Genomic DNA, 25,837 nt, shown 5'->3' with positions numbered 1-25,837 from the left:
GCCGGGCGGGGTCACGCCGGCCCGGTGGTGCCTCTGATCAGCAGTCGGGTCGCCAGCTCCGCGGCCGGCGGCAGGGGCGGCGCCTTCGGCGCCCCGGAGTCGAGCATCGAGTGCATGGTGGCGGCCGCCGCCCGCGACAGCGCGTTGACGGGCATCGCCACGCTGGTGAGCGGCGGATTGGTCATCGACGCCATCGGGACGTCGTCGAACCCGACGATGCTGAGCTCGCCGGGCACCGGTACGCCGCGCGCCGCCAGCCGGGACAGCACGCCGAGCGCGACCAGGTCGTTGTAGGCGAACACGGCGGTGGCGCCGGCGGCGAGCACCTCGTCCGCCGCCCGGTACCCGCCGGTGAAGCGCGGCTCGTACGGGCCGAGGTCCACCAGCTCGATGCCGCGCTCCGCGCAGGCGGCGCCGAGGAACCTGCGCCGCTGCCGGTTGGACCAGGAGTTGGCGGGGCCTGCCAGGTACGCGCAGCGGCGGTGGCCGAGCGCGTGGACGTGCGCGACCGCCTGTTCCATGCCGGGCCGGAAGTCCAGCAGGACCGACGGCGCAACCCGGCTGGTCCGGTTCGCCAGGACCACGGCGGTCCTGGCGGCGACGGCGCGCAGCCGGGCCCCGGTCATGCGCGGGGCGCACAGGATCAGCCCGTCCACCCGCTCGACCATGGCCTCGGCCAGCCTGACCTCCGTCGCCGCGTCCTCGTCGGTGTCGGCCAGGAACACCGCGTACTCGGTGTCCCGGAAGTAGGCCTCGACGCCCTTGATGAACGGCGCGAAGAACGGGTTGGCGATGTCGGGGACGATCAGCCCGACGTTGCGGGTCCGCCCGAGGACCAGCGACTGCGCCGCCCGGTTCGGCTGGTAGCCCAGCCGTTCGGCGCATTCGAGCACGCGCCGCCGGGTCTCGGCGTTGACGAGCTCGGGGCTGTTCAGTGCGCGCGACACGGTGGAGGGCGACACCCCGGCGAGGTTCGCCACGGCCCGGATCGAGGCCCGGGAGCCCCCGGCGCGCCGGCGGCCGGTCCCGCCCGCGCCGGTGCCGCTGCCCTCCATGCCGTGGATTATGAAAACGTTTGCGGAACAGTGTCAATAGCGGGCGGAGAAAAGCCCCCGGCCGGGCGGGGAGGGCCGGGGGCTGTCGGAGGGCGGGTCAGGCGGCGCCGCGGCCCGCCTTCTGCAGGGCGGGCTCGCCGGCGGTGTCGTCCTCGTGCACGTACCGGCTTCCGCGCAGCAGCGACACCACGGCCGCCACCAGCGACATCGCGATCGCCATGCCGAACACGATGACCAGGCCGTGGTGGAACGGCTCGGAGATCAGGTGCGGGAAGTACGAGCGGCCGGTGAGGGTGGCCACGTCGTCCGGCGCGAGCCGGCCGAGCACGTGGAACGGGGCGAGCAGGTTCTGGATGGGGTTGTAGCCGAGGAACGCCGCGAACAGCGTGCCGACCGGCGGCAGCTCGCCCACCCGCGCGGCCGGCCCGGCCGGGACGCCGTGCTCGGTCAGCCCCCGCGTCAGCGTCCTCGGCAGCGTGTCGGCCAGGCCCGCGATCATCAGCGAGAAGAACACGCCGATCGACAGCACCATGCCGGCGTTCATGAAGGTGGCGCGCATCCCGGAGGCCACGCCGCGCTGGTCCGCCGGGACCGAGTTCATGATCGCGGTGGTGTTGGGGGCGGCGAACAGCCCGGAGCCGATCCCGTTGAGGAAGATCAGCAGCGCGAAGGTCGGGTACCCGAAGTCGGTCGGGATCACCAGCAGCCCCGCGAACGCCAGCGCCGACAGCACCAGCCCGCCGGAGGCGAACGCCCGGGCGCCGTGCCGGTCGGACAGGTGCCCCGAGATCGGCCCGGCGACCAGGAAGCCCGCGGTGAGCGGCAGCAGGTAGATGCCCGCCCACAGCGGTGTGTCCTCGTAGTCGTAGCCGTGCAGCGGCAGCCAGATGCCCTGCAGCCAGATGATCAGCATGAACTGCATCCCGCCGCGGGAGATCGCGGCGAGCAGCCCGGCCAGGTTGCCGGCCGCGAACGCCCGGATGCGGAACAGGCGCAGGTGGAACATCGGCTGCTCGACCCTGGTCTCGATCCAGCAGAACAGGGCGAGCACGGCGGCGCCGCCGATCATCCCGGTGAGCACCCACGGGTTCGTCCAGCCCATGTCGTGCCCGCCGTAGGGCTGGATGCCGTAGGTGATCGCGGCGAGCAGCGCGGTCAGCCCCACCGCGAACGTCACGTTGCCGAGCCAGTCGATCCTCGCGGCGACCGCCCGCTTCGCGGTCTCGACCAGGCTCCGGTACGCCCAGAGCGTCCCGATGATCCCGATGGGCGCCGAGGCGAAGAACACCAGCCGCCAGTTGATCTCGCTCAGCAGCCCGCCGGCGACCAGGCCGATGAACGTCCCGGCGATGCCCGCGACCTGGTTGACGCCCATCGCCATGCCGCGCCGGTGGGCGGGGAACGCGTCGGTGAGGATCGCGGCCGAGTTCGCCATCAGCATGGCGCCGCCGATCCCCTGGAACACCCGCCAGCCGATGAGCCAGAGCGCCCCGGCTCCCCCGTGCAGCGGGTCCAGCGCCAGCACGAGCGTCCCGACCGTGAAGACCGCGAACCCGGCGTTGTACATCCGGACGCGCCCGAACATGTCCCCGAGCCGCCCGAGCGTCACCACCAGCACCGCCGAGACGAGCATGTAGCTCATCAGCATCCACAGCAGGTAGCTGACATTGCCCGGTTCGAGGGGGTTCAGATGGATGCCGCGGAAGATCGCCGGCAGCGAGATGATCACGATCGAGGAGTTGACCGTGGCCAGCAGCATGCCGAGCGTCGTGTTGCTCAGCGCGATCCACGGATAGTGCTTGGACGGCACGCCGCATCCTCCCCGGTTCAGATAGTTTCTTCCGCTAACTAATCATAAACCCGTCGATTCCGACCAGTGCGGATAGGCTTACTCCGGTGGACGGACGACACCGGCTGGACGTGACCGACGAGCGCCTCATCGCCTTCTGGCGGGAACGCCACCTGTGCACCCTCGTCACCCTCCGCCCGGACGGCACCCCGCACTCGGTCCCCGTCGGCGCGACGCTGGACGGCGGCACCGTCCGCGTGATCACCTCCGCGTCCTCGGCGAAGGCCCGCCACGTCCGCGCCGCCGGCGCCGACGGCCTCCCCGTCGCCGTCACGCAGGTGGACGGCCGCCGCTGGTCGACCGTCGAGGGCCGCGCCGTCCTGCGGACCGACCCGGCCTCCGTGGCGCACGCGGAAGACCTCTACACCGCCCGCTACAAGCCCCCGCGCCCGAACCCGAAGCGCGTCGTCATAGAGATCACCGCGACCCGCGTCCTCGGCAGCCTCTGACGCTCCCCGGCGGTCAGTGCTTGTGCGCCTCGCTGAGCGACAGACCGGTCAGGCGAGCTTGGACGAGGCTCCGCGCGTTCGGGCAGTCGCGGAAGTCGGGGTGGGAGCAGCGCAGGCCGTGCTCGATGGCGTCCCGAGCCGCCTGGGCCTTGGCGATCTGCTCGTCGAGTTCGGCCTGCTTGCGCCGGGCGAGCCGCCGCCACTCCTGCATGTCACCGGCACGCGAGGCCAGGAGCGCCTTCTGGTCGGCGAGCGAGAAGCCGGCGTCCCGCAGCAGGAGGATGAGCCCGACCTTCGCGACCGCCTCCTCCGGATACCGCCGCTGCCCCGACACCCTGGCCGGCGCGGGAAGCAGCCCCTGCCCCTCCCAGTACCGCAGCGCGGACGCGGCGACACCGGTACGGCGCGCCAGCTCCCCAATGCTCAACGACACCTCGGCCATGGTGCCGCCAACGTTAGTCGAAGGCGCCGAGCGCCCGCCGCCGAAACGATCAGTAGGCATAGGCGACCGAGCAGCCGAGGCCGCTTCCCTGCGTCGTCCTGAAGCCGCCGTCGACCACCCTGCCGAAGGAGTCGATGCCTCCGAGGCAGGCGTACCTGGGTTCGCCGCCTGAGGAGAGGATGACACCGACTCCGGTGTTCGGCTTGAGGTCGAGGGTCCCGGTGACCTTCATCGGCTTTCCGGCGGTGAAGGAGAAGAAGACCATGCTCGCGGGACGGGCCCTCTTCATGACGCCGTAGCCCCTTCGCCCGTCCGGGTTCATGACGGCGGTGGTGACCGGCGCGGAGCCGTCCGGCTGCCTGAACAGGACGCGGCCGGCCCGCAGGTCGGATCCTCCCTCGTCCGTGTCGAGTGCGTGCACGGTGACGTTCTCGACTCTGCGTTCGGGAGGGAAGCCGGGACCGCTGCCGCCCCTGAGGGGCCAGGTGCGCATGTCGGCGATGGTGTAGCCGAGTCTGCGGTTGTCGCGCGCCCAGACGATCTCCCCGACGACGGACGGGGCGGCGGTGCTCCAGTTCCGGCGGCGGCCCGAGGCGACGTCGAGGACGGTCACCGCCGCCTGGGGCTGCGCCGCGTCCGCGCAGGGGGCCGTCGCGTAGGCGAGCCGGTCGCCGTCCGGGCTCATCGCCAGTCCCGCTACACGGGTGGGGACGGTGCCTCCTGGGAGCGGTGCGAGTTCTTTCACCTGGCCGTCGACGGAGAGGCGGAATCTGAAGAGTCGGGTCGTGCAGGTCTCCTCCCGGAAGGCGGAGAGCACGAACGTTCCCTTCGGGCCCGCGATGATCGACTGCGCCGCACCGGCCGAGGGCGGGGCGGGCACCGAGTCCACAGGCCGTCTCATGGCCTCTCCTGGGGCTCCGACCTGGATCCACGGCACCGGCGCTCCCTGGGTGGAGGTACCGATCTCTCCGGTCGTGACGATGAAGCGCGGCACGCGGTCCTCGCCGGTCGCCACCGGCCCGGGCGCCCACAGGTGGACCGCGCCGATGGACGCGGCGACGGACGCGGCCAGTGCCGCCGGCCCCGCCCATCGCCGGATTAACCACGATCTCGGCGCGCGCTCCTGTGACTCGTCGCCTTCGTCCGTCATGTAATGATCATGCACGGTGGTCGGTGCGCCGCGTCGGCGTTTCGCGCCGAACGGGTGCCGATCAGCCGCGGGCGGTGGCGACGGCCGCCTGACCGAGGCTGATGCCGCCGTCGTTGGGCGGGACCCGGTGGTGGGTCAGCACCTTGAAGCCCGCATCGGTGAGGCCCGAGACGGCGCGGTCGAGCAGGAGCATGTTCTGGAACACCCCACCAGAGAGGGCGACCGTGCCGATCCCGGTCCCCGATCTGATGCGCATGGCCGCGGCGACGGTGAGGGCGGCCACGCCGTTGTGGAACCGTGCGGCGATCGTCGCGACGGGGACGCCCGCCTTGAGGTCGGCCACCACCGCGTCCACGAGGTCGGCGCCCGCGACGGTGAAACCGGCGGTGCCGTTCAGGGCCGCCGGATAGGCGCCGCGTTCGGCGGTGTCGGCGCGCTGCTCCAGTTCAATGGCGGCTTGTCCCTCGTAGTTGACGCGGTCGCGGACGCCGAGGACGGCGGCGACCGCGTCGAAAAGGCGGCCCATGCTGGAGGTCGGCGGGGCGTTGACGCGCCGCCGGGCCATGGCCGTCACCGCCGCCCAGCCGGGGCGGCGGGCCACCGGCAGGTCGTCCGGAACCCCGTAGGCCGCCGCCATGCGCCACGGCTCCCGGATCGCGGCGGCGCCGCCCGGCAGCGGAACCGGTTCCAGATGCCCGGCGCGCTCGAAGCCGCACAGGTCGGCGACCAGGAACTCGCCGCCCCACAGCGTGCCGTCGGCGCCGTATCCCGTGCCGTCGAACGCGACGCCGATGACCGGGCCGTCCGCGCCGTTGTCGGCGAGGCAGGACGCGATGTGCGCGTGGTGGTGCTGGACGGCGACCACCGGCAGGTCCTGGTCGAGCGCGTACTTCGTGGACAGGTACTCCGGGTGGGGGTCGTAGGCGACGAGTTCGGGGGCGATGTCGAACAGGCGCGTGATGTGCTCGATCCCCTCTTCGAAGGCGCGGAGCGTCTCGTGGTTCTCCAGGTCGCCGATGTGGTGGGAGACGAACGCGCGGCCGTCGCGGGTCAGGCAGAACGTGTTCTTCGCCTCCGCGCCGCACGCCAGCACCGGGCGGCCCGCGGGGACGGGGATCGGCTCCGGCGCGTACCCGCGCGACCGGCGGACGGGCAGCGGCCGCCCGCGGAACGTCCGCATCACCGAGTCGTCGGTGCGGGTGTGGATGGGCCGGTCGTGCAGGAGGAAGGCGTCGGCGATGCCGGAGAGCCGCTCAAGGGCGTCCTCGTCACGGTAGGCGATGGGCTCGTCCGAGACGTTCGCGCTGGTCATGACGGTCGGCTCGGTGACGAGCAGGTGGTGCAGCGGGGTGTAGGGCAGCATGAGCCCGAGGTGCCGGTTGCCGGGTGCGACCGCGTCGGCGAGGTCTGCGTCGGGGCGGCGGCGGGCCAGGACGATCGGGCGCCGGGGCCCGGTGAGCAGGCTCTCCTCCGCCTCCGAGAGGACGCAGAGGGCCCGGGCCGTGGCCAGGTCGGGGACCATCACGGCGAACGGCTTGTCCTCGCGGTGCTTGCGGGAGCGGAGCGCGGCGACCGCGCCGGCGTCCGCCGCCCTGGCCGCGAGGTGGTAGCCGCCGAGTCCCTTGACCGCGAGGACGGCGCCGTCCGCGAGCACCGCACGCGCGGCGTCCAAGGGCTCGTCGGCGTGGGGACGCGAGACCAGGGACGGGCCGCAGGACGGGCAGCACACCGGCTGGGCGTGGAACCTGCGGTCGGCAGGGTCCGCGTACTCGGCGGCGCACGGCCCGCACATCGCGAAGCCCGCCATCGTGGTGTTGGGGCGGTCGTACGGGACGTCCTTGACGATCGTGAAGCGCGGCCCGCAGTCGGTGCAGTTGATGAACGGGTACCGGTAGCGCCGGTCCGCCGGATCGCGCATCTCGCGCAGGCAGGCGTCGCAGGTGGCCGAATCCCAGGAGACGAGGGCGCGGCGCTCCCCCGACGCGGCACTGCCCACGATGGCGAAGCCGCCGCGCCCCTCGGCGTCCAGTTCGCGGGTGGTGACGCGCTCGACGACGGCGAGCCGCGGCGGGCGCGCGCGGAGCCCGTCCAGGAAGCGCCCGACCACGTCGGGAGCGCCCTCGACCTCGATGAACACGCCGCCCGCGTCGTTGCCGACGAGCCCCGACAGCCCGAGGCCGGTCGCGAGGCCGTGCACGAACGGCCGGAACCCGACGCCCTGCACGACCCCCTCGACGCGGACACCGACCCTGACGTCCACCCCGTCATTCTGCCCCGCCGGTCACCTCCGGCGGCTAAAGCCCGTCACAACGCGTGTCCAGGCGATCACTCCGGACAGGAGGCTCGCGCGGAGGTCATCCCGCCCCGGTGTAGGCGGCGATGGTGCGGTCGGCCGCGGCGCGGGCGGCGGCCTCGTCGACTCCGGACGCCACGTGGGCGGCGAACCAGGCTTCCCCGGCCTGCCGCGCGAACTCGCGGCCCTCGTCCGACATGGCCCAGGCCTGGCCGAACTCGGCGCGGATGTCGCCACCCGTCTCCAGGTGGAGGGTGAGGCCGAGGACCCCCATGTCCCAGCCGATGCCGACGGCGCCCGGACCGAACTCGACCCAGTGGTCGCTGACGTGGGCGATGTGCTCCAGCTCGAACCGGGTCCGGCCGTCCGGCTCGGGCGTCAGCCGGACCTCGATCCAGCTGGTCTGGCCGGCGAACTCCCACGTGGCCGAGAAGCCCTTCGGCGGGTCGCAGCGCTCGACCGTCCCGGAGGCGTTGCCCTCCAGGTGGTAGCGGCCGCCCGGCCGCAGGTCGCCGGAGACCGGCAGGAACCAGCGGGTGATCCGCTCGGGGTCGGTGACGGCGTCCCACAGGTCCTCGGCATCGGTGTCGTAGACCCGGCTGACCACGGCGGTCTTCGCGGTGCCGGCCTCCAGCACCCGCTCACCCACCGTGCGGGCGACCGCGTTGATGTGCCCCGTGACGTCGATCATGTATCGCTCCCTGGGTCGTCGCGTTCAGTGCGGCGTGCGCGCCTGCCGCGGGCGACCTCGGTCGCCAAGGCGTCCAGATGCGGCGTCCAGTACCGGCGGAAGCGGTCGAGCCATGCATCGATCTCCCGCAGCGGCGCGGAGTCGACGGCGTAGAGCCGACGCGTCCCCTCTGCCCGCACGACCGCGAACCCGCCGTCGCGCAGCACCTTCAGATGCTGCGAGACCGCGGGCTGCGAGATCCCGAACTCCTCCCGGATGACCGCCGTCACCTCGCCGGACGAGCGCTCGCCGTCGGCGAGCAGCTCGAGGATCCGGCGTCGTACGGGGTCGCCCAGCACATCGAATGCGTGCACGGCGACCAAGTTACAGGCTCGGCTTATATAAGTCGAGCCTTAAATTTACTGCCCGGCGAGAAGCCGCTCGAAGGGCACGGGCGCGTCGTACGGGTCGTCCTTCGCCGGGGCCGGACGGGCCTCCACCAGCGCGGCCAGCTCGGCGCCCGCGCGGGCGACGCGGTCCGGCAGGGCGGTGTCCGCCTTCCCCCAGTCCTCGGACGCCGCGAAGACGCCGGTCGGGACGACGCTCGCGCGCAGGTACGCGAACAGGGGCCGCATCGCGTGGTCGATGGCGAGGGAGTGCCGGGCGGTGCCGCCTGTAGCGCCGAGCAGCACCGGCTTGCCGTCCAGGGAACCGTTCTCCAGGACGTCGAAGAACGTCTTGAACAGGCCGCTGTAGGAGGCGTTGAAGATCGGCGTCACGGCGATGAGGCCGTCGGCGTTCACCACCGTCTCGACGGCGGTCCGGAACGCCCCGGACGGGAAGCCGGTGAGGGTCGCGTCGACCATGGCGTGCGCATGGTCGCGCAGCTCGATCGTCTCGACGGCGGTGTCCCCGCGCAGGGCCTCGGCCGCCGCGGCGGCGAGCCGGTCGGCCAGGAGCCGGCTGGACGACGGCTGCCCGAGCCCTGCGGAGACGACGGCGATGGCGGTCATCGCACCCCCTCGGTGAGTCGGGACGCGTGGGTCGGGGCGGTCGCCGGGACGTGCGCCGGGCGCAGGGACTCGAACTCCTTGCGCAGCACGGGGACGACCTCCTCCCCCAGCATGTCGATCTGCTCCAGGACGGTCTTCAGCGGCAGCCCGGCGTGGTCCATCAGGAACAACTGGCGCTGGTAGTCGCCGAAGTGGTCGCGGAAGGTCAGCGTCTTGTCGATGACCTGCTGCGGGCTGCCGACGGTGAGGGGCGTCTCGGCGGTGAACTCCTCCAGCGACGGCCCGTGCCCGTAGACGGGCGCGTTGTCGAAGTACGGGCGGAACTCGCGGACGGCGTCCTGGGAGTTCCTGCGCATGAACACCTGCCCGCCGAGGCCGACGATCGCCTGGTCGGCGGAGCCGTGCCCGTAGTGCTCGTAGCGCCGCCGGTACAGGCCGATGAGGCGCTGGAAGTGGTCCGTCGGCCAGAAGATGTGGTTGGCGAAGAAGCCGTCGCCGTAGAAGGCGGCCTGCTCGGCGATCTCGGGGCTGCGGATCGAGCCGTGCCAGACGAACGGCGGGACGCCGTCCAGCGGCCGCGGCGTCGAGGTGAACGACTGGAGCGGCGTGCGGTACTTGCCCTCCCAGTCGACGACGTCCTCGCGCCACAGGCGGTGCAGGAGGTGGTAGTTCTCGATCGCGAGCGGGATCCCGTCGCGGATGTCCTTGCCGAACCACGGGTAGACGGGGCCGGTGTTGCCGCGCCCCATCATCAGGTCCACCCGGCCGTCGGCGAGGTGCTGGAGCATCGCGAAGTCCTCGGCGATCTTCACCGGGTCGTTCGTGGTGATCAGCGTGGTCGCGGTGGACAGGATCAGCCGCTCGGTGCGCGCGGCGATGTAGCCGAGCATCGTCGTCGGGGACGACGGCACGAACGGGGGGTTGTGGTGCTCGCCGGTCGCGAAGACGTCGAGGCCGGCCTCCTCGGCCTTGAGCGCGATCGCGACCATGGCCTTGATCCGCTCGGCCTCGGTCGGGACGCGCCCGTCGGTCGGGTCCGGGGTGACGTCGCCGACCGTGAATATCCCGAACTGCATGCCGGCCTCCAGGTTAGTAGAACTTTCAATTATCCTACCGAACCCCGGCCCACGTGCCCGTATTCCTGCCCGCCCGCGCCCCCGCGCCTACGCGGCGGGGACCGGGCGCAGGGGCGCCGGGCGCGGCGCGGCGGGCAGGAAGAGGTGCCCGCTGAGCGCGCCCCGGATCGTCCGTACGCCGGCGACCGCCCAGGCCGTGACGAGGAGGAGGTAGAGGAGGACGGCCACGCCTGCCAGCGTGTCCAGGCCGGTGAGCCGGGACAGGCCGGACGCGCCGGTCACGCACGTCCCGACCGGGAAGGTGAACGCCCACCACGTCATCGCGAACGGCATGCCGCCGCGCAGCGCCCGCAGGTTCGCGGTCCCGGCGAGGGCCAGCCAGAGCAGCGCGAAGCCCATGACCGGCGCGCCGTAGAGGACGGCGAAGGCGCGCGCCGCCGCCGCGTACCCGGGGGCGGCCTGCCCCGCCGCGTCCGCGATCTGCACGACGGCCGTGGTGGACTGCCCGAGCGGCCCGAGCACCAGGAACAGCGTCGGGGTCAGGGCGACCGGCGACGGCGGGCCGCCGGCGAGCCGCGTCCAGATGCCGGGCAGCAGGACGAGCGTGGCCAGCAGGCTCGCGCCGAACATGCCGTAGCAGCCGAACAGCAGCGTGGCGCGGGCCTGCCCCTCCGGCAGGTGCGGGACGAGCGCGGGCCCGAGCGCCGCGGCGACCATCGGGGCGACCACGGGCAGCAGCCAGGTCGGGTTCGCCGACCCCGGCTCGAGCCGGTGCCTGGTGATCATGAGGTAGGGGACGCCGGCGGCGGCCAGCAGGGCGTAGAGCGTCCCGGCCGTCCAGAGGACGGCGTCCAGGGCGACCGCCGCCCGCGTGCCGATCACGCCAGGGCCGAGCACGAGCGTCCCGTAGCCGACGGCGAGCAGCGCCATCGGCGGGCAGCCGTAGAAGACGGCCGTGGCGGGGTTGTCCAGGAGCTGGAACCGCGCCACGTCCGTGTGCCGGGTGAAGTGGACGGCGCGCGCCGCCATGAGCGCCATGAGCATCACCAACGAGACCGCCCACACGGCCATCGCGAAGGCGTGCAGGCCCGGGACGTCCACCGGCAGCGCGTTCGCCCCGTTCGCGACGATGGCCGTGCCCATGACGGCCGCGTACCAGTTGGGGCCGAGATGCCGGAACACCTCGGCGGGGCGGTCCAGCGCGCCCAGCAGGACGCCGTTCGGGGTGGGGAGGGTCATGCCGTCCAGGTTCCGCCGTCCGCGGCCGCATCAGTAGAGGTCATGGCCCTATGTCCTCATAAGGCACCCTTATGGGTTCGTAGAATTGCGGTCATGGCCGTCTCGCACCGCGTCCCCGATCTCGGCGCCCTCGAACTGCTGCTCGCCGTCGTCCGGCTGGGCAGCGTCGGGCGCGCGGCGGCCGAGCTCGGCGTCACCCAGCCCGCCGCCAGCGCCCGGATCCGCTCGATGGAGCGGCAGATCGGCGTGGCGCTGCTCGAACGGTCGCCGCGCGGCTCCCGCCCCACGGAGGAGGGCGCGCTGGTCGCCGAGTGGGCCCGGCAGGTGGTCGCGGCGGCGGAGGCGCTCGACGCCGGGATCGGCGCGCTCCGCGAGCGGCGGGACGGGCGGCTGCGCGTCGTGGCGAGCCTCACGGTCGCCGAGTACCTGATGCCCGGCTGGCTGGTGACGCTCAAGACCGTCCATCCCGGCGTGGCGGTGACGCTGCGCACCGCCAACTCGACCGTGGTCGCCGAGCAGGTCCGCGGCGGCGCCGCCGACCTCGGGTTCGTGGAGGGGGCCCGAACGCCCGCCGGCCTGAACGGCACCGTCGTCGCCACCGACCGGCTCGTCGTCGTGGTCGGCACGCGGCACGCCTGGGCGAGGCGGCGCTCGGGCATCGCGGCGGCCGAGCTGGCCGCGACGCCGCTCGTCCTGCGCGAGGAGGGGTCGGGGACGCGCGAGGTCCTGGACCGGGCCCTGGCCGCGCACGGCGGGACGGCGCCGCCGCTGCTCCAGCTCGCGTCCACCACCGCGCTCAAGGCGGCGGCCGTCTCGGGCGCCGGCCCGGTCGTGGTGAGCGACCTGGCCGTCGCCGACGAGATCGCCTCCGGGCGGCTGGTCCGGGTCCCCGTCCCCGAACTGGACCTCTCACGGCCGCTGCGCGCGGTCTGGCCGGCCGGCCAGCGCCCCGCCGGCCCCGCGCGCGACCTGCTCGCCCTGACCCGCACCTCCCGCTCAGCCGGCTAGCCGGCCACGGGGTCAGGCTCGGGGCTCGGCGGTCAGGCGGGGGGCCTTCGCGGGGGCGAAGACGGCCTGGATCTCCAAGGCGATCGCGATCTCGTCGCCGAGCATGACCCGGTCGCCCTGCAGCGGGATGTTGAACTCGATGCCGAAGTCGCGGCGGCTGATGGACGCGGTCGCGGTGAAGCCCGCGCGGACGCCGCCCCACGGGTCGGGGCCCACGCCGTGGAACTCCGTCAGGAGCCGGACCGGCCGGGTCACGTTCTTGATCGTCAGCTCGCCGTCCAGGTGGTAGCGGGGCGTGCGGGCGCGGCGACCGATCTTGGCACGTTCCACACCCGAGCCGGCGAAGCTCATCACCGGGTGGCGGCGCACGTCGAGGAAGTCGGCGGAGCGGACGTGCTCGTCGCGCTCGGCGCTGCGGGTGTCGATCGAGCCCATCCGGATCTCCGCGCGGGCGGCGGAGTCGAACGGATCCTCCCCGATCACGACCTCGCCCTCGAAGTCGGGGAACGAGCCGCGCACCGTCGTCATCAGGTGCCGGACCGAGAAGGTGATCTCGGAGTGGACCGGGTCGATGGTCCAGCGGCCGGCTTCGAGGTCGGGCACCTCGCCACCCATCAATCCCCCCAATAACTCGACAATCCGGCCAAAGTACACCAAACATCACTCTGGTCTGTCCGGACCCTCAGGGGGAATGCTTTCGGCATGATCGGTGAACACGTGCTGGCCGGATACGTCCCCGACGCGGGCGGCCGGGAGGCACTCGACCTCGCGCGCGCCATCGTCGCGCTGACCGGCGGCCGGCTGAGCGTGGCGACCGTCCATCCGCCCGACCTCCCCGCCGCGGCCGGGGAGGCGCGCACCACGATGGACCAGCTGGCGGACGTCCTGGCCGGGGAGCCGGCGGACCTGCTCGTCCATGAGGGCCGCAGCGTCGGCCGCGGCCTGACGGTGCTCGCCAGCCGGATCGGCGCCGACCTGATCGTCGTGGGCTCTCCCGAAGGCGGCGCCCACGGCCGCATCGGCGTCGGCGCCGCCGCCGACCACCTGCTCCACTCGGCGACCGAGGCCGTGATGCTCGCCCCGTCCGGCTACCGGCCGCCGGACGAGCTGGGCCGGATCACGGTCATGTACGTGCGGCGGCCCCAGTGCGACGAGGCGGTCATCCGCGCCGCCCAGGCCGCCGACCGCCTGGAGGTCCCGCTCCGGCTCGTCACCCTGGCCATCGGCGACGTCAACCCCGAACCGCTCCGCGACGACCTGGCCCTCGCCATCCGGCTCGCGGTGGACTCCGCGGACCTGCTTCCCGAGGACGTCACCGCCGAGGTCGCCGAAGGCGACGACGTCGCGGACGCCTTGGACGACGTCGACTGGCCCGAGGACGAGCTCCTCGTCGCCGCGTCCAGCGAGGACGCCGCCGCCCACCGCGTCTTCCTCGGCGAGGTCGCCCTCAAGGTGCTGCGCGCCGCACCCTGCCCGGTCACGGTCCTCCCGCGTGGCTACTACTGAGTAGTCCCTTATGACCGTTTCAATGGAACCGCTTGCCGCCTGCTGTTTACCTCGGCTAAATTCCGTCGAGATCGGAACGTGACCTTGAACCGGGGCACGTTCCGTTCCCCGGTCGGGCGTCACCCTGCCCGAACGAGCGAGGGGGCAGGGAGCGAGATGGACCCGATCGGCAAGAAGCTGCTCGACATCGCCACGAAGGAGCTCGGCTACACCGAGAAGGGCGACGGCTACACCAAGTTCGGCGAGTGGTACCGCAAGAACATCGACGGCGACCACGACGAGTACTTCTCGACGGCGCCCTGGTGCGACATGTTCCTCGCCTGGGCCGCCGACAAGGCCGACGTCACCGGCCAGGCCGGGCAGTTCGCCTCCACCGTCGACCACGCCAAGTGGTTCAAGAAGAACGACGCCTGGGGCCACGACCCCGAACCGGGCGCCATCGTCTTCTACGACTGGAACGGCTCCGGCGACATCGACCAGATCGACCACGTCGGCATCGTCGAGAAGGTCGACGGCCACACCCTCCACACCATCGAGGGCAACGCCGACGGCTACAAGCTCATGCGCAAGACCCGCGACATGGACTCCGTCGTCGGCTTCGGCTACCCGTCCAAGATCAAGGTCGAGGCCAAGTACACCCCCAGGCACGCCGCGCCCGCCCCCACCGTCGACAAGGTCGGCGACCCCGCCTCGACGACGCGCACCCACGAGCTGGAGCACTCCCCCTCCCACTCCCCCGAGCAGGTCCCCGCCCAGGAGGTCGTCCTCGGCGGCATCCTCGCCTTCGTCCTGTGCGGCACCGTGGCCCTCGCCGCCGGCCGCGCCGCCGCCGCCAAGGCCCCCACCACGCCGCCCATCCGCGTCCGCAAGCGCGGCAAGCACCACCGCCCGTCCTCCCCCGTCGCCCTCCCGGCCGACATCACCCCCGCCGACCTCGACGCCGCGGACGCCGGCACCACCGTGATGCCCGCCCTCTCCCTCGCCGCCGCCCACGAGGCCGAGGACCGCGAGTTCTGGGGCCGCATCGCCCACCTCGAAGAGGACAAGGAGCTCGACTTCTGGAACACCCTGCACGCCGAGCTCACCGACTCGGCGTCCGACCGGTACGCAACCACTCCAGGATTCCGCTAGAGTTGTCCATGCGAGCCCGGGGGGCGACCCCCGGACCGGAACGCGGACGTGGCTCAGTTGGTAGAGCATCACCTTGCCAAGGTGAGGGTCGCGGGTTCGAATCCCGTCGTCCGCTCTGAGAGGCCCCCGTCAGGCCTCGCTCTGGTGGAGTGGCCGAGAGGCGAGGCAACGGCCTGCAAAGCCGTGTACACGGGTTCAAATCCCGTCTCCACCTCGCAGCACGCACAAGGGCGATTAGCTCAGTGGGAGAGCGCTACCTTGACACGGTAGAGGCCACTGGTTCAATCCCAGTATCGCCCACGAGTCGGGCCACCCTGTTCGGCGCCTTTGGCGCCTTCCCGGTGGCCCGCAATGCTTTCCTGGGGGGCGACCCCCAGACCCCCGAGTCGGGCCATCATGGTCGGCGCAGCTGCGCCTTCCCGGTGGCCCGCAATGCTTTCCTGGGGGGCGACCCCCAGACCCCCGATGTGGGGGACTCCGTCCCCCACGCCCCCTGCGTGCGGGGCTGAGGTTCGCGGACGCCATCAGCAATCACGTGGTGAGCGTTCAGACCAACCCCCGCCACGTTGCGCCAAGCTCGGCACCGGCCACCTTCGTACCTGTGAGTGGCCGCCTTCATGCGTGGTTGCCGGACGATAGCCGCACCGACGGGCGCACCACCTCCGCGACATCAACAGGATGGTCCTGGCGACGGAACCGGCGGCGGGTCGCGGTTGAGGCGCTGGGGGATGCCGCCGGGGACGCGCTTCAGTGGTCGAGTACGGCGGCGGTGGCTTCCAGCTCTACTAGTTGGTCGGTGTAACCGAGGACGGTGACGCCCAGGAGGGTGCTGGGGACGTCGTGGGCGCCGAAGGCGTCGCGGACCACCTGCCATGCCGTCACCAGGTCTTCCCGGCGGTTCGAGGCGACCAGTACTCGGGTGTTGATGACGTCTTGCAGCGACGCGCCTGCGTCCGCCAAGGCGGTTCGCAGGTTCTCCAGCGCTTTGGCCGCCTGGCCGGCGTAGTCCCCGATCGCGGCGGTCGTGCCGTCCTCGTTCAGCGGGCACGCCCCGGCCAGGAAGACGAGCCGGGCCTCCGCCGGGGCAGTCGCCGCGTAGGCGTACTCGGCCACGGCGGACAGGGACGCGGAGCGGATCAGCGTGACGGCACGGGGCATGGACGTTCCTCCGGGCTTCGGGTGCGGGCCTCCACGAGGCTGTCAAAGATCTTGTTCGCAGTCGACGCTTTTACGCTCGGGGCCTCTGTTGGAAACTCCACCGTCACCGGCGCATCATGGGCATCCTGGTTCATCGACGGCGCGCTGGAGGGTCGGGCTTGGCTGGATCGTCTCATCGGGCCGTTCTGCGGGCCGCGGTCCTGGTCGTGCTTCTCGGGTTGATCGCCGCGCCGCTCGGGCGCGGGCGGGCGGCCGGTGGCTCTGACGTCGCGGACCTCGACCGGTTCGTACGTGGGCGGCTCGCGGCCGCTCGGCTGCCGGGGATGGGGTTGGCGATCACGCGCGGGAGCGAGACCGTTCTCGTGCGGGGGTACGGGAAGGACGCGGGGGGCGCGCCGATCACGCCGGAGACCCGGTTCCGTGTCGCGTCGCTGAGCAAGTCCTTCACCGCGTTCGCCGTCATGCGGCGGGTCGAGGCCGGGCAGATCGGGCTCGACCAGCCCGTCCGCCGCTACCTGCCCGGCTTCCGGCTCGCCGACCCGGCCGGAGCGCGGATCACCGTCCGGGAGCTGCTCAACCAGACCAGTGGACTCGGGGACGGCGGCTTCCTCAGGATCGCCCGTGATCAGCAGACGAGTCTCGCGGGGCGGGTCGCCGACCTGCGGCAGGCGCATCTGGTCGACGCGCCTGGGCGTGCCTTCCACTACTGCGATCTGAACTACCAGGTCCTCGGGAGGGTCTTGGAGGTCGTCTCCGGGCGGCCGCTGTCCGACGAGTTGCGCCGGTCGGTCTTCGAGCCGCTCGGTATGCGCGACACCGTGTCCGTTCCCACCGCGCAGGAGGGAACACGTGTCGCACCGCGTCTTGCGCGGGGCGGGATCGTGGTTTACGGCCTGCCCGTCGGGCGGGCGGAACTGCACGGGCTGGTGGGCGGCTCCGGCGGGGTGATCACCAGTGCCCGGGACATGACCCGGTGGCTGAGGCTGCACGCGGGTGACCCCTCGGGCCTGCTCAGCGCGGCCGGGATGCGGACGCTGCACACGCCGCCGCCCGGGGTGGACGGCGGCTACGCGATGGGCTGGTTCAGTCCGGAGGGCGCCCCGCCGCGGCTGGAGCACAACGGCGTCCTGTCGACGTTCTACGCCGACCAGGTCGTCCTGCCCGGAAGCCGCGTCGGCATCGCTCTGCTCTACCCGGTGAACGACGCGCTCGCCGACACCAGCGGGATCAAGGAGGGCGTGATCGCGCTCATGACCGGCCGCCGTCCCGCCGCGGCCCGGATCCCGGACGGCCGGGTCACGGCGGTGCTGCTCGGCATCCTCACCCTCGGCTCCGTCGTCCTGCGGACGAGGGCGCTGGTGCGCCTCCGCCGCTGGACGGACCGGGCCCGCGCCCGGGACCGGTGGCGGACGCTCGTCCTGACGGTGCCGCAGATCGCCTGGCCGGTGCTGCCCGCCGTCCTCGTGCTCGCGCTCCCCCGGCTCATGCTGCTCCTGACCGGGCGCGCCTTCTCCTACACGCAGCTGTTCCTGTCCATGCCCGCCGTCGAGACCTGGCTGGTCTCCGCCGGGGCACTCGGGCTCGCCCTCGGTACCGCGCGGATCGTCGCGCTGCCGCGCCGGCCCGCCCGCACGTCACCGAAGGACCGGTAGCGTGCGGGCGGCGGCTCGGGTCAGCGTTGGAGCTGCGGGGTGAACGCCGCCGCGCGGGCGTAGAGCTTGTACAGCTTGAACTGGCCGGCGAAGGACAGCCCGCAGGCGTTGTCGAGGACGCTGGTCGCCTTCTTGTTGCTGAGCGTGGTGCCGCGCGCTCCCGGGTGGTCGATCTGGCCGCCCATGAACACCCCCATCCTGTCGAGCATGTGCTCGCGCTGGCCGGTGTTCATCCCCTGCCAGGAATGGCACGTCACGGCCGCGAGCAGCGCGTCGTTGAGCTCTCCCGACGCGCCGTGGTCGTGGTCGTCGGCGGGCGCCGCCTTCGCGGCGGCCGGGGACTTGAACCAGGGGCACGGGCCGCCCGGCTTCAGGTCGGTCATGCAGACGAACAGCTCGGCCTCGTTCTCCAGGTTGCCGAGGCCGATGCTCAGCCAGGGGACCTTGCCGTTCAGGCAGTCGGGCAGGTTCTTCGGAGCGCTGGTCGCGTTGCCGTTGGAGTACCAGCAGTTGCCCACGTTGCCGGGGAAGGCGTCCCACCAGAAGTCCACGCCGTTGCCGGTCATCGTGTTGCCGTGGAACGAGTTGCGGTGCGAGGTGGACAGCTTCAGCGGATCGCAGCCGGTGATGGGCGAGTTCCCCGGACCGCAGACGAAGGCGTCGGGGACGGCGAACAGCATCGCCCCGCGCCTGCGGTTGTCGTGGAAGCGGTTGTTGCGGACGACGTTGTCGTCGCCGCCCGCGATCCACATGCCGGTGCCGACGGGAACCGGCACCGACGGCACCACGTCGCTGCCGGGCAGGTACGGGTTGAAGTTGTTGGAGGAGAAGACGTTGTTCTCGATCAGGTCGCCCTGCTGCGGAAAGCCGGGGTGGCCCGCCGCGGTGAACACGTCGGTCGTGAAGCCGAGGGCGTTGCCGTAGAAGTTGTTGTGGTGCAGCCAGGTGGCGCTGCCGTCGGTGCCGGAGTAGCCGCTGGTGTTGTGGTGGGAGTCGCAGTAGCGGATCTCCTGGCTGTAGCGCGCCTTCGGATAGACCTTCGGGTCTCGGCCCGCCGAGGTCTTGGCGCCCGACCCCGGATAGAGCCCGGAGTCGCCGCTGCCCGCCGCCTCGCAGTTCTGTATCAGGCCGTGGTCCTCGACGAAGGTGAGGACGCCGTACTCGCCCGCGTAGAAGGTCTTGAAGCGGTCGAGCATGTAGCCGTTGGTCTCCAGCACGTAGATGGCGTGCTCCTCGGCATGCCGGACCGTGACGTTCCGCAGGACGAAGCCGTCGGCCCGGTCGGCGCGGATGCCCACGTCCTTCGCCGAGCGGCGCGGGCCGCCGTTGCCGGACGCGGGGTCGCCGGCCTCGACGACCACGTCGTCCGCGCTCACGCCCGACCCCTCCATCTGGAGGTTGCAGCGCACGCACTTGCCCAGGTTGGGGACGCCGTGCCGGTCGACCAGCGGCGGGTCCGGGTCCTTGCCGGAGCCGGGCGAACGGCCCAGCACGGCGATCAGGTTGGCGTCGTTCGGGCACATGTACTCGCCGAGGTAGGAGTACGCCCCGGTGCTCAGCTTGTACGGGTCGCACGCCTTGTCGTGGGTGGGCTTCTGGCGCGCGGTGGGCTCGGTGTAGACGCCCGGCAGGACCACGACCCGGTCGTTGTTCCTCGAGTCGTTCACCGCGGGCTGGATCTCGTTGTACCGGCACCGCGAGGCCAGGGCCTTGTTGACGCGCGTGAGCTCCCGCGCCTCCGCGGCGCTGAAGCTCCGGTGGTCGTTCGGCCGGATGTCGTAGCCCGACTTCCGAGCCCGCTTGATCGAGGCCTCCAGGCGCTTGAGCGAGTCGGGCCGGCACACCACGCGGGTCGTGCTGCCCTTGGTCGTCTCGATCGACGACGCCAGGGTCCTGGCCTTGGGGACCGCGCCGCCCGCGCACGGGCTGACCGAGCAGTCCGGGCCGGGCAGCGGCCAGTACGAGGGGCGCTCGATGTGCGCGCCCGCGCTCGCCGTCAGCCCGAGGACCAGCCCGAACGCGGTGGCAACGATCAGCCAGAGCCTGCCGGGGAACCGTCTGCCCATAAGTCGCCCTCGTCTCCGAGGCCCCTGTCCGGCACTGCCGGGACCGCGGCCCGCAGATCACAGAATTTGAGTGAGTTTCACGTTCAATGTAACTTCGGACACACTGAAAGATCCCGTCACACGTCCACAACCGGCCACGCCGCTCCCCCGGCTCGACCGGGCGGAGAAAGGCCTCCTCGTGAACGGCTTGGCCCTCTCGCTCGTCCTCGCCGCCGCCGTCGTGCACGCGTTCTGGAACTTCTCCGCGAAGCGGGTCGGAGACGGCGGGGCGCCGTTCGTCTTCCTCTACTACACCGTTGGGGCCGTCGTTTTCGCCCCGGCGGCGGCGGTCTTCCTGGTCCTCTCCCCTCAGCGTCCTGAATGGACGTGGCTCCTCGCGGCGCTGGGGACCGCGCTCCTGCACGTGGCGTATGGAATCGTGCTCCAGCGCGGGTATGCGGTCGGTGACCTGTCGGTGGTGTACCCCCTGGCCAGGGGGACGGGGCCGCTGCTGTCGGTGCTGGCGGCGGTCCTCTTCCTCGGTGAGGACCCCGGCGCGGCGGGGCTGGCCGGCGCACTCCTGGTGATCGCCGGTGTCCTGGTCGTCAGCAGCGGCGGACCGACGGCGGACGGCGCCTCGCCCGCGCGGCGCCGCGCGGGCGTCTTCTACGGCGTGCTGACGGGGGTCGTGATCGCGGGCTACACGCTGTGGGACGCCCACTCGGTCACCGGGCTCGGCGTCCCGCCGCTGGTCTACTTCGGCGTCGGCACCCTCGTCCAGAGCCTGCTCCTCGCGCCGCACGCGCTGCGGAACCGGGCACGGGTCGCCCGGCTGTGGCGCGACCACCGCCGCGAGGCGCTGACCATCGGCCTGCTGTCGCCGGTGGCGTACCTGCTCGTGCTCTTCGCGCTCCGGATGGCGCCGGTCAGCCTGGTCGCCCCGGCCCGCGAGCTGAGCATCGTGCTCGGCGGGCTGGCCGCGTGGCGGGTCCTGGGCGAGGCGCACGCCGTCCGGCGGCTGGCGGGTTCGGCCGTGGTGCTGGCCGGGATAGCCGCCATCGCGATGGCCTGACTCCGCCGAGGCTCGACCGCCGTCAGAAGGCGACGGCGACCTTGCCTCGGGCGTGGCCGCGCTCGACGTGGCGGAGGGCCTCGGGGAGTTCGGTGAACGGGTAGGTCCGGTCGATGACGGGGGTGACCCGTTCCTTCTCCATCAGCTCCGCCAGGAACCGCAGGTCCGTGGAGTTGGGCTTCCATCCGACGTTGGCGATGCGCTGTCTGACGAAAGGGGAGGCCAGGGCGCCGCGGACGATCTGCCCCGCGGGTCCGAGCAGCCCGCCGCGGGGCGAGGCGATGCCGCCGACGATCACGAGGGTCCCGCGGGAGGTCAGGCAGCGCCGCAGCCGGGTCAGCGACCGGTCGCCGACGATGTCCAGGAGCAGGTCGTAGTGCCCCTTCCGTTCGGTGAAGTCCTCCCGGGTGTAGTCCACGACATGGTCCGCGCCCAGGGAGCGGACCAGTTCGAGGTTGCGGGTGCTGCACACTCCGGTGACCTCGGCCCCGAACGCCTTGGCGAGCTGGACGGCGAACGTGCCGACGCCGCCCGAGGCCCCGTGGACGAGGACCCGCTGCCCGGCGGAGATCCGGCCCGTGTCCCGCAGCCCCTGCAGCGCGGTGTGCCCGGCCATCGACACCGACGCCGCCTGCTCGAAGGTGAGGCGGGCGGGCTTGACGGCCAGCCGGTCCTGCGGGACGGCGACGGCCTCGGCGAACGAGCCCAGGCGGACCTCCCCGAAGACCTCGTCGCCGGGACGCAGCCCGGTCACCGCGTCGCCCGTCCGTTCCACGACGCCGGCGAGGTCGGCGCCGAGGACCAGGCCGGGCCTCGGCCTCCGCAGGCCGTAGGTGAGCCGCACCAGCTTCGGGTCGGCCCGAAGGTGGCGCCAGTCGTAGGGGTTGACGGACGCCGCCCGCGTGCGGACGAGCACCTCGTCCGGGCCGATGTCCGGTTCCCCGACGTCCTTGAGGGCCAGCGCGTCCGGCGGGCCGTAGCGGTCCCAGGTCCAGGCCTTCATGGCGGCTTCCTTCCGTTGGGCGTGCTCACCGGGATGGGCGTTGGACCGATCGGCCGTCGTACGTCGTAAGGTTGTCATACGTCGTAAGGTAATCGTACGCCGTAAGGCGGTCAAGAGGGAGGAAGCGGATACCGCTCGGAGACGACGGACGGCGCGCTCAGGTGCGGCCGGAGAGGATCACGAAGCGGCGGCGCGGCGCCGCTCCAGCCCTTCGAGGATCAGGTCGAGGGCGAACTCGAACTCGAACTGGTCGTCGCAGAAGCCCAGGGTGCCGTCCGGGTCGTCGTGGACGGCGTCCGCGAGCATCCCCGCGAGGTTCGGGAACCGGTCGGCCATCTGCTCCATCGCCGCGGCGTCGTCGGCCGGTGCGTCGCCGGGCTGGAACAGCTCCTGGGCGAACCCGAGGGCTCGGCTGCCCAGGACGTGCAGCGCGCGGTGCGCCAGGTCGAAGGAGAAACCGCCCGCCCGGAGAAGGCCCACGACGTGGTCGTAGTAGGCGATGACGGCGGGGCTCATGGTGGGGCGGGTGGCGATCAGTTGCGGAGCCCAACGGTGACGGAGGAGAACCTCCCGGGCGGCGAGGATCCGCGCGCGCAGAGCCGCCCGCCAGTCGCGCTCGGGGAGCGGGGCGTCGGCCTCCTCCACCGCCGCCATGATCTCGTCCAGGACCACCTCGACGAGACCGTCGAAGACGGCCTCCTTGTTGGCGACGTGGTGGTACAGCGACATCGCCTCGACGCCGACCTCCTGCGCGAGCCGGCGCATCGTGAGCGCGTCGAGCCCGTCGCGGTCGGCGAGGCCGGCGGCCGCGCGCAGCACCCGCCTGCGGCTCAGCGGGATGCGCGGCCGCTCGGCCACCTCGTCGGCGTCGGTCCGTGGAGTCATCGATCTTCCTCCCGACGCACTCTACCCGTACACGGTAAGTCTCCCGGAAGACCGTCCCGCGCCGTCTGAGGATCCCGACCACCCGGTTCCCCTACGGGCGCGGGAGGGGGTCCGCGCGATCCGGGCGGTACGGGGCGAGGAGTGGGGACGGGCCGCCGTCGATCTCCTGGGCCACCAGGGCGGCCAGGTGGGGGGCGAGGGTGATGCCGCTGTGGGTGACGACCGTGTACAGGCCGGGGGCCTGGAAGCCGATGAGGGGGTAGCCGTCCACAGGCAGGGGGCGGACGCACCTTCGCACTTCGGCGACCTCCGCGTTCAGGTGCGGGATGAGCGCGCGGGCGCGGGCGTGCAGTTCGCCGCCCACCGCCCGGATCAGTTCCGGGGAGGCGGACTCGTCCACGCCGGCGTCCAGGTCGTCGGCCTCCAGGTTCAGTCCCCCGGCCTCGGACTGCCTGACGGACAGGCCGGGGGCGTGGACGAGGCCGTTGACGACGGTCTGCGACGCGGACGTGATGGCGACGAGGCACGGGGCGGCCGAGCCCGGCTCGGAGGGGTCCACCAGCGGGAGGGTGACCCCGGCCGTGGCGAGGAGCTTGGGGCTGCGCCAGCCCGCGGCGCAGATCGTGAGGTCGGCGTCCAGGTCGCGGCCGTCGTCCAGCCGCACGCCGGTCACGCGGTCGCCGTCGGTGGTGAGGCGCATCGCGCGGTGGCCCGTCACGAGGGCGGCGCCCGATTCCCGGGCGCGGCCGGCCAGCGCCCGCGCGGCGGGGCCTCCGTGCACGTGGCCCTCGTCGGGGTAGTGCACGATGAGCGCGTCCCCTGGCACGCGGATGTGCGGTTCCAGCTCGCCCACCTGGCCGGAGCCGATCAGGTCGGCGGCGTAGCCGAGGGCGGTGAGGCGGGCGACCCGGTCGGCCAGCCGCTCCTTGGCGTCGTCGGTGGTCGCCCACGTGACGTTGCCCGACGGGCGGTACCAGTCCGGGTCGCCGAACCCGGCCGCCAGGTCGCGCCAGGCGGACATCGCCGCGGTCCGGAACCGGTGGTAGGACGGGTCGGAGGGGTCGTTGGCGTTGATCCAGGCGTAGCTCGTGCCGGACGTCCCGGCGCCGGGCTCCTCCCCTTCGACCACCGTGACCTCGTGCGCCGGAAGCGCGGGGCCTCCGGCCGCCGGACGGGTGAGGCGGTCCGCGAGGGCGGCCCCGACGATCCCCGCACCCACGACCAGTACGCGCATGCCCTCAGAATGACATCCGCTCCCCGAGGCGGCGAGGGCCCTTCGTCCCCGGCCCCGTTCTGCGGTCGGCGGAATCGCTGGGGCCCCGCGGGGATGCCGATCTACGATGTGCGCATGGCCGAGACCGCGCGACCGCTCACGCCCGCCGACGACATCGAGAAGCCGCACGAGCATGCGCCGCACCGGCCCGCCGCGGCGCGCCCGCCGGCCGAGCCGCTGTGGCGCGACGCGCTCGGCCAGTGCCTGCGGCGCGCACGGCTCGAACGCGGCGAGATCCTGGTGGAGACCGCCCGCCGGGCGGGGGTCTCACCGCAGTACCTCTCCGAGATCGAGCGCGGCGTGAAGGAGCCGTCGAGCGAGATGATCGCCGCCGTCGCCGGCGCCCTCGACATGACGCTCGGCGACCTGACGCTGGCGATCGCGACGGGCCTGCTGGCCGTGCCGGCCGGAGCGGCTCCGGCCGGCCCGACCTGCCAGGCGGCGTACGCCCTCGCCGCGTAGCCGGTCCCGCTACGCGGGCATCGGCTGCCGCTCCTCCAGGACGTGGTCGATGAGGCCGTACTCCAGCGCCGCGTTCGCGGTGAAGACGCGGTCCCGGTCGGTGTCGGCGCGCAGGGTCGCGACGTCCTGCCCGGTGTGCCGGGCGAGGATGCCCTCGATGTCCGCGCGGACGCGGACGACCTCGTCGGCCTGGAGGATGAGGTCCGGGATCGCCCCGCGGCCCTGCCCGATCGGCTGGTGCAGGACGACCCTGGTGTGGGGCAGGGCCGCGCGCTTGCCGGGGTCGCCGGCCGCCAGGAGCACGGCGCCGACGGCGACCGCCTGGCCCACGCACGTCGTCGCCACCGGCGCGCGGATGTAGCGCAGCGTGTCGTACACGGCGAGCATCGCGCTCGGGTCTCCGCCCTCGCAGTTGATGTACAGCTGGATGTCGCGCTCGGGGTTGTCGGACTCCAGGTACAGCAGCTGCGCGACGAGGGCGTTCGCCACGCCCGCGTCGATGGCGGTCCCGAGGTAGATGATCCGCTCGGTCAGCAGATGCGAGTAGACGTCCATGATCCGTTCACCGCGGGGGTGCTGCGCGATGACGTTCGGGATCGTGTAGGTGCTCATCGCGCGTCTCCTCCGGACGGTGCGCCGAGCCCGACGGGGCGGCGGCGGGTGGGCATGACCTCGTCGAACGTGCTGACGATCGCGTCGATGAACCCGTAGTCGAGCGCCTCCTGCGCGGTGTACCAGCGGTCGTGCAGCGAGTCCTCGAAGACGCGCTCGATGGGCTGGCCGGTGTCCTCTGCGATGAGGCCGAGCACCGTGTCCCGGGTGTGGCGCAGGTCGTTGGCCTGCAGTTCGATGTCGACGGCGGCGCCCGCGATCCCGGCGGAGCCCTGGTGCATCAGCACGCGGGCGTGCGGCATCGCGCGGCGCTTGCCGGGCGTGCCGGACGACAGCAGGAACTGCCCGGCGCTGTAGGCGATGCCGAGCACCAGCGTGGACACGTCGCACGGGATGAGCCGCATGACGTCGCGGATCGCCAGCATCGACGGCACCGACCCGCCGGGCGAATGGATCCACAGCGCGATGTCGGTCGAGGAGTCCTCCCTCGCCAGGGTCATCAGCTGCGTCGCCAGCAGCGTGCCGTTGTCGTCGTCCAGCGGGCCGTCGAGCACGAGGACGCGCTGCTGGTAGAGCTCGCTCCGCACGCGTTCGTTGAACAACGGGATTGACTGTTCCTCGCTCATGCCCTTCACTCTGCGCCCGCCCGCGGACCGGTCACAGCCTGATCTGCCCTCGGCGGATCCGCTCAGAGCAGCGCGCCCCACAGGCGCGAGGGCATGTTCCCTGGTCAGAGCGGGTATCAGCAGGATTCCGGACGTGGGGCCGAGACGGACTCGGGGGGAGTTTTGCGC

General features: G+C 72.4%; 25 protein-coding genes and 3 tRNA genes. 10 read left to right on the top strand and 18 right to left on the bottom strand.

Features of this window, described 5'->3' with window-relative positions:
• Positions 1–11 precede the first annotated feature (11 nt).
• Together ABWI07_RS34885 and ABWI07_RS34880 are read right to left on the bottom strand one after the other, a co-directional pair.
• The gene (locus ABWI07_RS34885; RefSeq protein ID WP_149263229.1) at positions 12–1,055 is read right to left on the bottom strand and encodes a LacI family DNA-binding transcriptional regulator; all 1,044 of its coding nucleotides are present in this window, start codon (positions 1,053–1,055) and stop codon (positions 12–14) included.
• Between the two features lie 97 nt (positions 1,056–1,152).
• The gene (locus ABWI07_RS34880; RefSeq protein WP_353821180.1) at positions 1,153–2,865 is read right to left on the bottom strand and encodes an MFS transporter; all 1,713 of its coding nucleotides are present in this window, start codon (positions 2,863–2,865) and stop codon (positions 1,153–1,155) included.
• 86 nt (positions 2,866–2,951) lie between these two features.
• Between ABWI07_RS34880 and ABWI07_RS34875 the strand changes: the two genes are divergently transcribed.
• Positions 2,952–3,353: a PPOX class F420-dependent oxidoreductase gene (locus ABWI07_RS34875; RefSeq protein ID WP_353821179.1), complete on the top strand. Its 402-nt coding sequence runs from the start codon at positions 2,952–2,954 to the stop codon at positions 3,351–3,353.
• A gap of 13 nt (positions 3,354–3,366) precedes the next feature.
• On the opposite strand, the gene ABWI07_RS34870 is transcribed toward ABWI07_RS34875, so the two are convergent.
• From ABWI07_RS34870 to ABWI07_RS34835, 8 genes are all read right to left on the bottom strand, one after another.
• A complete protein-coding gene (locus ABWI07_RS34870) occupies positions 3,367–3,786 on the bottom strand; it encodes a MerR family transcriptional regulator (protein WP_353821178.1) in 420 nt (139 codons plus the stop codon).
• A gap of 58 nt (positions 3,787–3,844) precedes the next feature.
• Positions 3,845–4,945, bottom strand: coding sequence for a beta-propeller domain-containing protein (locus ABWI07_RS34865; RefSeq protein WP_353821177.1), 1,101 nt, complete (start codon positions 4,943–4,945; stop codon positions 3,845–3,847).
• Positions 4,946–5,006: 61 nt separating this feature from the next.
• Positions 5,007–7,205: a carbamoyltransferase HypF gene (hypF, locus tag ABWI07_RS34860; protein ID WP_353821176.1), complete on the bottom strand. Its 2,199-nt coding sequence runs from the start codon at positions 7,203–7,205 to the stop codon at positions 5,007–5,009.
• Positions 7,206–7,299: 94 nt separating this feature from the next.
• Positions 7,300–7,929 (bottom strand): SRPBCC family protein, encoded by a 630-nt coding sequence (locus tag ABWI07_RS34855; protein ID WP_353821175.1) that lies wholly within the window; start codon positions 7,927–7,929, stop codon positions 7,300–7,302.
• A complete protein-coding gene (locus ABWI07_RS34850; RefSeq protein WP_149263223.1) occupies positions 7,926–8,282 on the bottom strand; it encodes an ArsR/SmtB family transcription factor in 357 nt (118 codons plus the stop codon). Before ABWI07_RS34850 ends, ABWI07_RS34855 begins: the two co-directional genes overlap by 4 nt.
• A gap of 45 nt (positions 8,283–8,327) precedes the next feature.
• Positions 8,328–8,921: a CE1759 family FMN reductase gene (locus ABWI07_RS34845; RefSeq protein ID WP_149263222.1), complete on the bottom strand. Its 594-nt coding sequence runs from the start codon at positions 8,919–8,921 to the stop codon at positions 8,328–8,330.
• Positions 8,918–9,997: an LLM class flavin-dependent oxidoreductase gene (locus tag ABWI07_RS34840; protein ID WP_149263221.1), complete on the bottom strand. Its 1,080-nt coding sequence runs from the start codon at positions 9,995–9,997 to the stop codon at positions 8,918–8,920. The genes ABWI07_RS34845 and ABWI07_RS34840 overlap by 4 nt, the downstream gene beginning before the upstream one ends.
• Positions 9,998–10,084: 87 nt before the next feature.
• Positions 10,085–11,236 (bottom strand): TDT family transporter, encoded by a 1,152-nt coding sequence (locus ABWI07_RS34835; protein ID WP_149263220.1) that lies wholly within the window; start codon positions 11,234–11,236, stop codon positions 10,085–10,087.
• 93 nt (positions 11,237–11,329) lie between these two features.
• On the opposite strand from ABWI07_RS34835, the gene ABWI07_RS34830 reads away from it, so the two are divergent.
• A complete protein-coding gene (locus ABWI07_RS34830) occupies positions 11,330–12,244 on the top strand; it encodes a LysR family transcriptional regulator (protein WP_353821172.1) in 915 nt (304 codons plus the stop codon).
• Positions 12,245–12,256: 12 nt separating this feature from the next.
• Here the strand turns inward: ABWI07_RS34830 and ABWI07_RS34825 are convergent, their stop codons facing one another.
• The gene (locus ABWI07_RS34825) at positions 12,257–12,859 is read right to left on the bottom strand and encodes a YceI family protein (RefSeq protein WP_353821171.1); all 603 of its coding nucleotides are present in this window, start codon (positions 12,857–12,859) and stop codon (positions 12,257–12,259) included.
• Positions 12,860–12,946: 87 nt separating this feature from the next.
• Between ABWI07_RS34825 and ABWI07_RS34820 the strand changes: the two genes are divergently transcribed.
• The 5 genes from ABWI07_RS34820 (at position 12,947) to ABWI07_RS34800 (ending at position 15,181) form a co-directional block, all read left to right on the top strand.
• Positions 12,947–13,750 (top strand): universal stress protein, encoded by an 804-nt coding sequence (locus ABWI07_RS34820; protein WP_353821170.1) that lies wholly within the window; start codon positions 12,947–12,949, stop codon positions 13,748–13,750.
• Between the two features lie 156 nt (positions 13,751–13,906).
• Complete coding sequence (locus ABWI07_RS34815) at positions 13,907–14,881, top strand: CHAP domain-containing protein (RefSeq protein WP_353821169.1); 975 nt, start codon at positions 13,907–13,909, stop codon at positions 14,879–14,881.
• A 42-nt stretch (positions 14,882–14,923) separates the two neighbouring features.
• A tRNA-Gly gene (locus ABWI07_RS34810) sits at positions 14,924–14,996 on the top strand.
• Positions 14,997–15,024: 28 nt separating this feature from the next.
• Positions 15,025–15,095 (top strand) — tRNA-Cys (locus ABWI07_RS34805).
• A gap of 14 nt (positions 15,096–15,109) precedes the next feature.
• Positions 15,110–15,181: transfer RNA gene (locus tag ABWI07_RS34800), tRNA-Val, on the top strand.
• A gap of 447 nt (positions 15,182–15,628) precedes the next feature.
• On the opposite strand, the gene ABWI07_RS34795 is transcribed toward ABWI07_RS34800, so the two are convergent.
• Entirely contained in the window at positions 15,629–16,039 is a 411-nt protein-coding gene (locus tag ABWI07_RS34795; RefSeq protein ID WP_353821168.1) for a RidA family protein, read from the bottom strand.
• 158 nt (positions 16,040–16,197) lie between these two features.
• Here ABWI07_RS34795 and ABWI07_RS34790 point away from each other — a divergent pair, with 158 nt between their 5' ends.
• The gene (locus ABWI07_RS34790) at positions 16,198–17,691 is read left to right on the top strand and encodes a serine hydrolase domain-containing protein (protein WP_353821167.1); all 1,494 of its coding nucleotides are present in this window, start codon (positions 16,198–16,200) and stop codon (positions 17,689–17,691) included.
• 20 nt (positions 17,692–17,711) lie between these two features.
• On the opposite strand, the gene ABWI07_RS34785 is transcribed toward ABWI07_RS34790, so the two are convergent.
• Entirely contained in the window at positions 17,712–19,757 is a 2,046-nt protein-coding gene (locus ABWI07_RS34785; protein WP_149263213.1) for a right-handed parallel beta-helix repeat-containing protein, read from the bottom strand.
• 178 nt (positions 19,758–19,935) lie between these two features.
• On the opposite strand from ABWI07_RS34785, the gene ABWI07_RS34780 reads away from it, so the two are divergent.
• The gene (locus ABWI07_RS34780; RefSeq protein WP_353821166.1) at positions 19,936–20,808 is read left to right on the top strand and encodes an EamA family transporter; all 873 of its coding nucleotides are present in this window, start codon (positions 19,936–19,938) and stop codon (positions 20,806–20,808) included.
• Between the two features lie 22 nt (positions 20,809–20,830).
• On the opposite strand, the gene ABWI07_RS34775 is transcribed toward ABWI07_RS34780, so the two are convergent.
• The 3 genes from ABWI07_RS34775 to ABWI07_RS34765 all read right to left on the bottom strand — a co-directional run bounded on the left by ABWI07_RS34775 (position 20,831) and on the right by ABWI07_RS34765 (position 23,930).
• Positions 20,831–21,811 (bottom strand): NAD(P)-dependent alcohol dehydrogenase, encoded by a 981-nt coding sequence (locus tag ABWI07_RS34775; protein ID WP_149263211.1) that lies wholly within the window; start codon positions 21,809–21,811, stop codon positions 20,831–20,833.
• 177 nt (positions 21,812–21,988) lie between these two features.
• A complete protein-coding gene (locus tag ABWI07_RS34770; protein ID WP_353821165.1) occupies positions 21,989–22,696 on the bottom strand; it encodes a TetR/AcrR family transcriptional regulator in 708 nt (235 codons plus the stop codon).
• 91 nt (positions 22,697–22,787) lie between these two features.
• Positions 22,788–23,930, bottom strand: coding sequence for an NAD(P)/FAD-dependent oxidoreductase (locus tag ABWI07_RS34765; protein ID WP_353821164.1), 1,143 nt, complete (start codon positions 23,928–23,930; stop codon positions 22,788–22,790).
• Between the two features lie 114 nt (positions 23,931–24,044).
• On the opposite strand from ABWI07_RS34765, the gene ABWI07_RS34760 reads away from it, so the two are divergent.
• The gene (locus ABWI07_RS34760; RefSeq protein WP_149263208.1) at positions 24,045–24,431 is read left to right on the top strand and encodes a helix-turn-helix domain-containing protein; all 387 of its coding nucleotides are present in this window, start codon (positions 24,045–24,047) and stop codon (positions 24,429–24,431) included.
• A 9-nt stretch (positions 24,432–24,440) separates the two neighbouring features.
• Here ABWI07_RS34760 and ABWI07_RS34755 read toward each other — a convergent pair whose 3' ends face one another.
• Both ABWI07_RS34755 and ABWI07_RS34750 read right to left on the bottom strand, forming a co-directional pair.
• On the bottom strand, positions 24,441–25,043 hold the full coding sequence (locus ABWI07_RS34755; protein WP_149263207.1) for a ClpP family protease: 603 nt from the start codon (positions 25,041–25,043) through the stop codon (positions 24,441–24,443).
• Positions 25,040–25,669 (bottom strand): ClpP family protease, encoded by a 630-nt coding sequence (locus tag ABWI07_RS34750; protein ID WP_149263206.1) that lies wholly within the window; start codon positions 25,667–25,669, stop codon positions 25,040–25,042. The genes ABWI07_RS34755 and ABWI07_RS34750 overlap by 4 nt, the downstream gene beginning before the upstream one ends.
• Between the last annotated feature and the right edge of the window lie 168 nt (positions 25,670–25,837).

Origin of the sequence: Actinomadura sp. NPDC000600, from assembly GCF_040492135.1 — a bacterium.
Lineage (GTDB): Bacteria > Actinomycetota > Actinomycetes > Streptosporangiales > Streptosporangiaceae > Spirillospora.
Note: the sequence above shows the minus strand (reverse complement) of the source record. Positions and strands in the feature narration are given on the sequence as shown.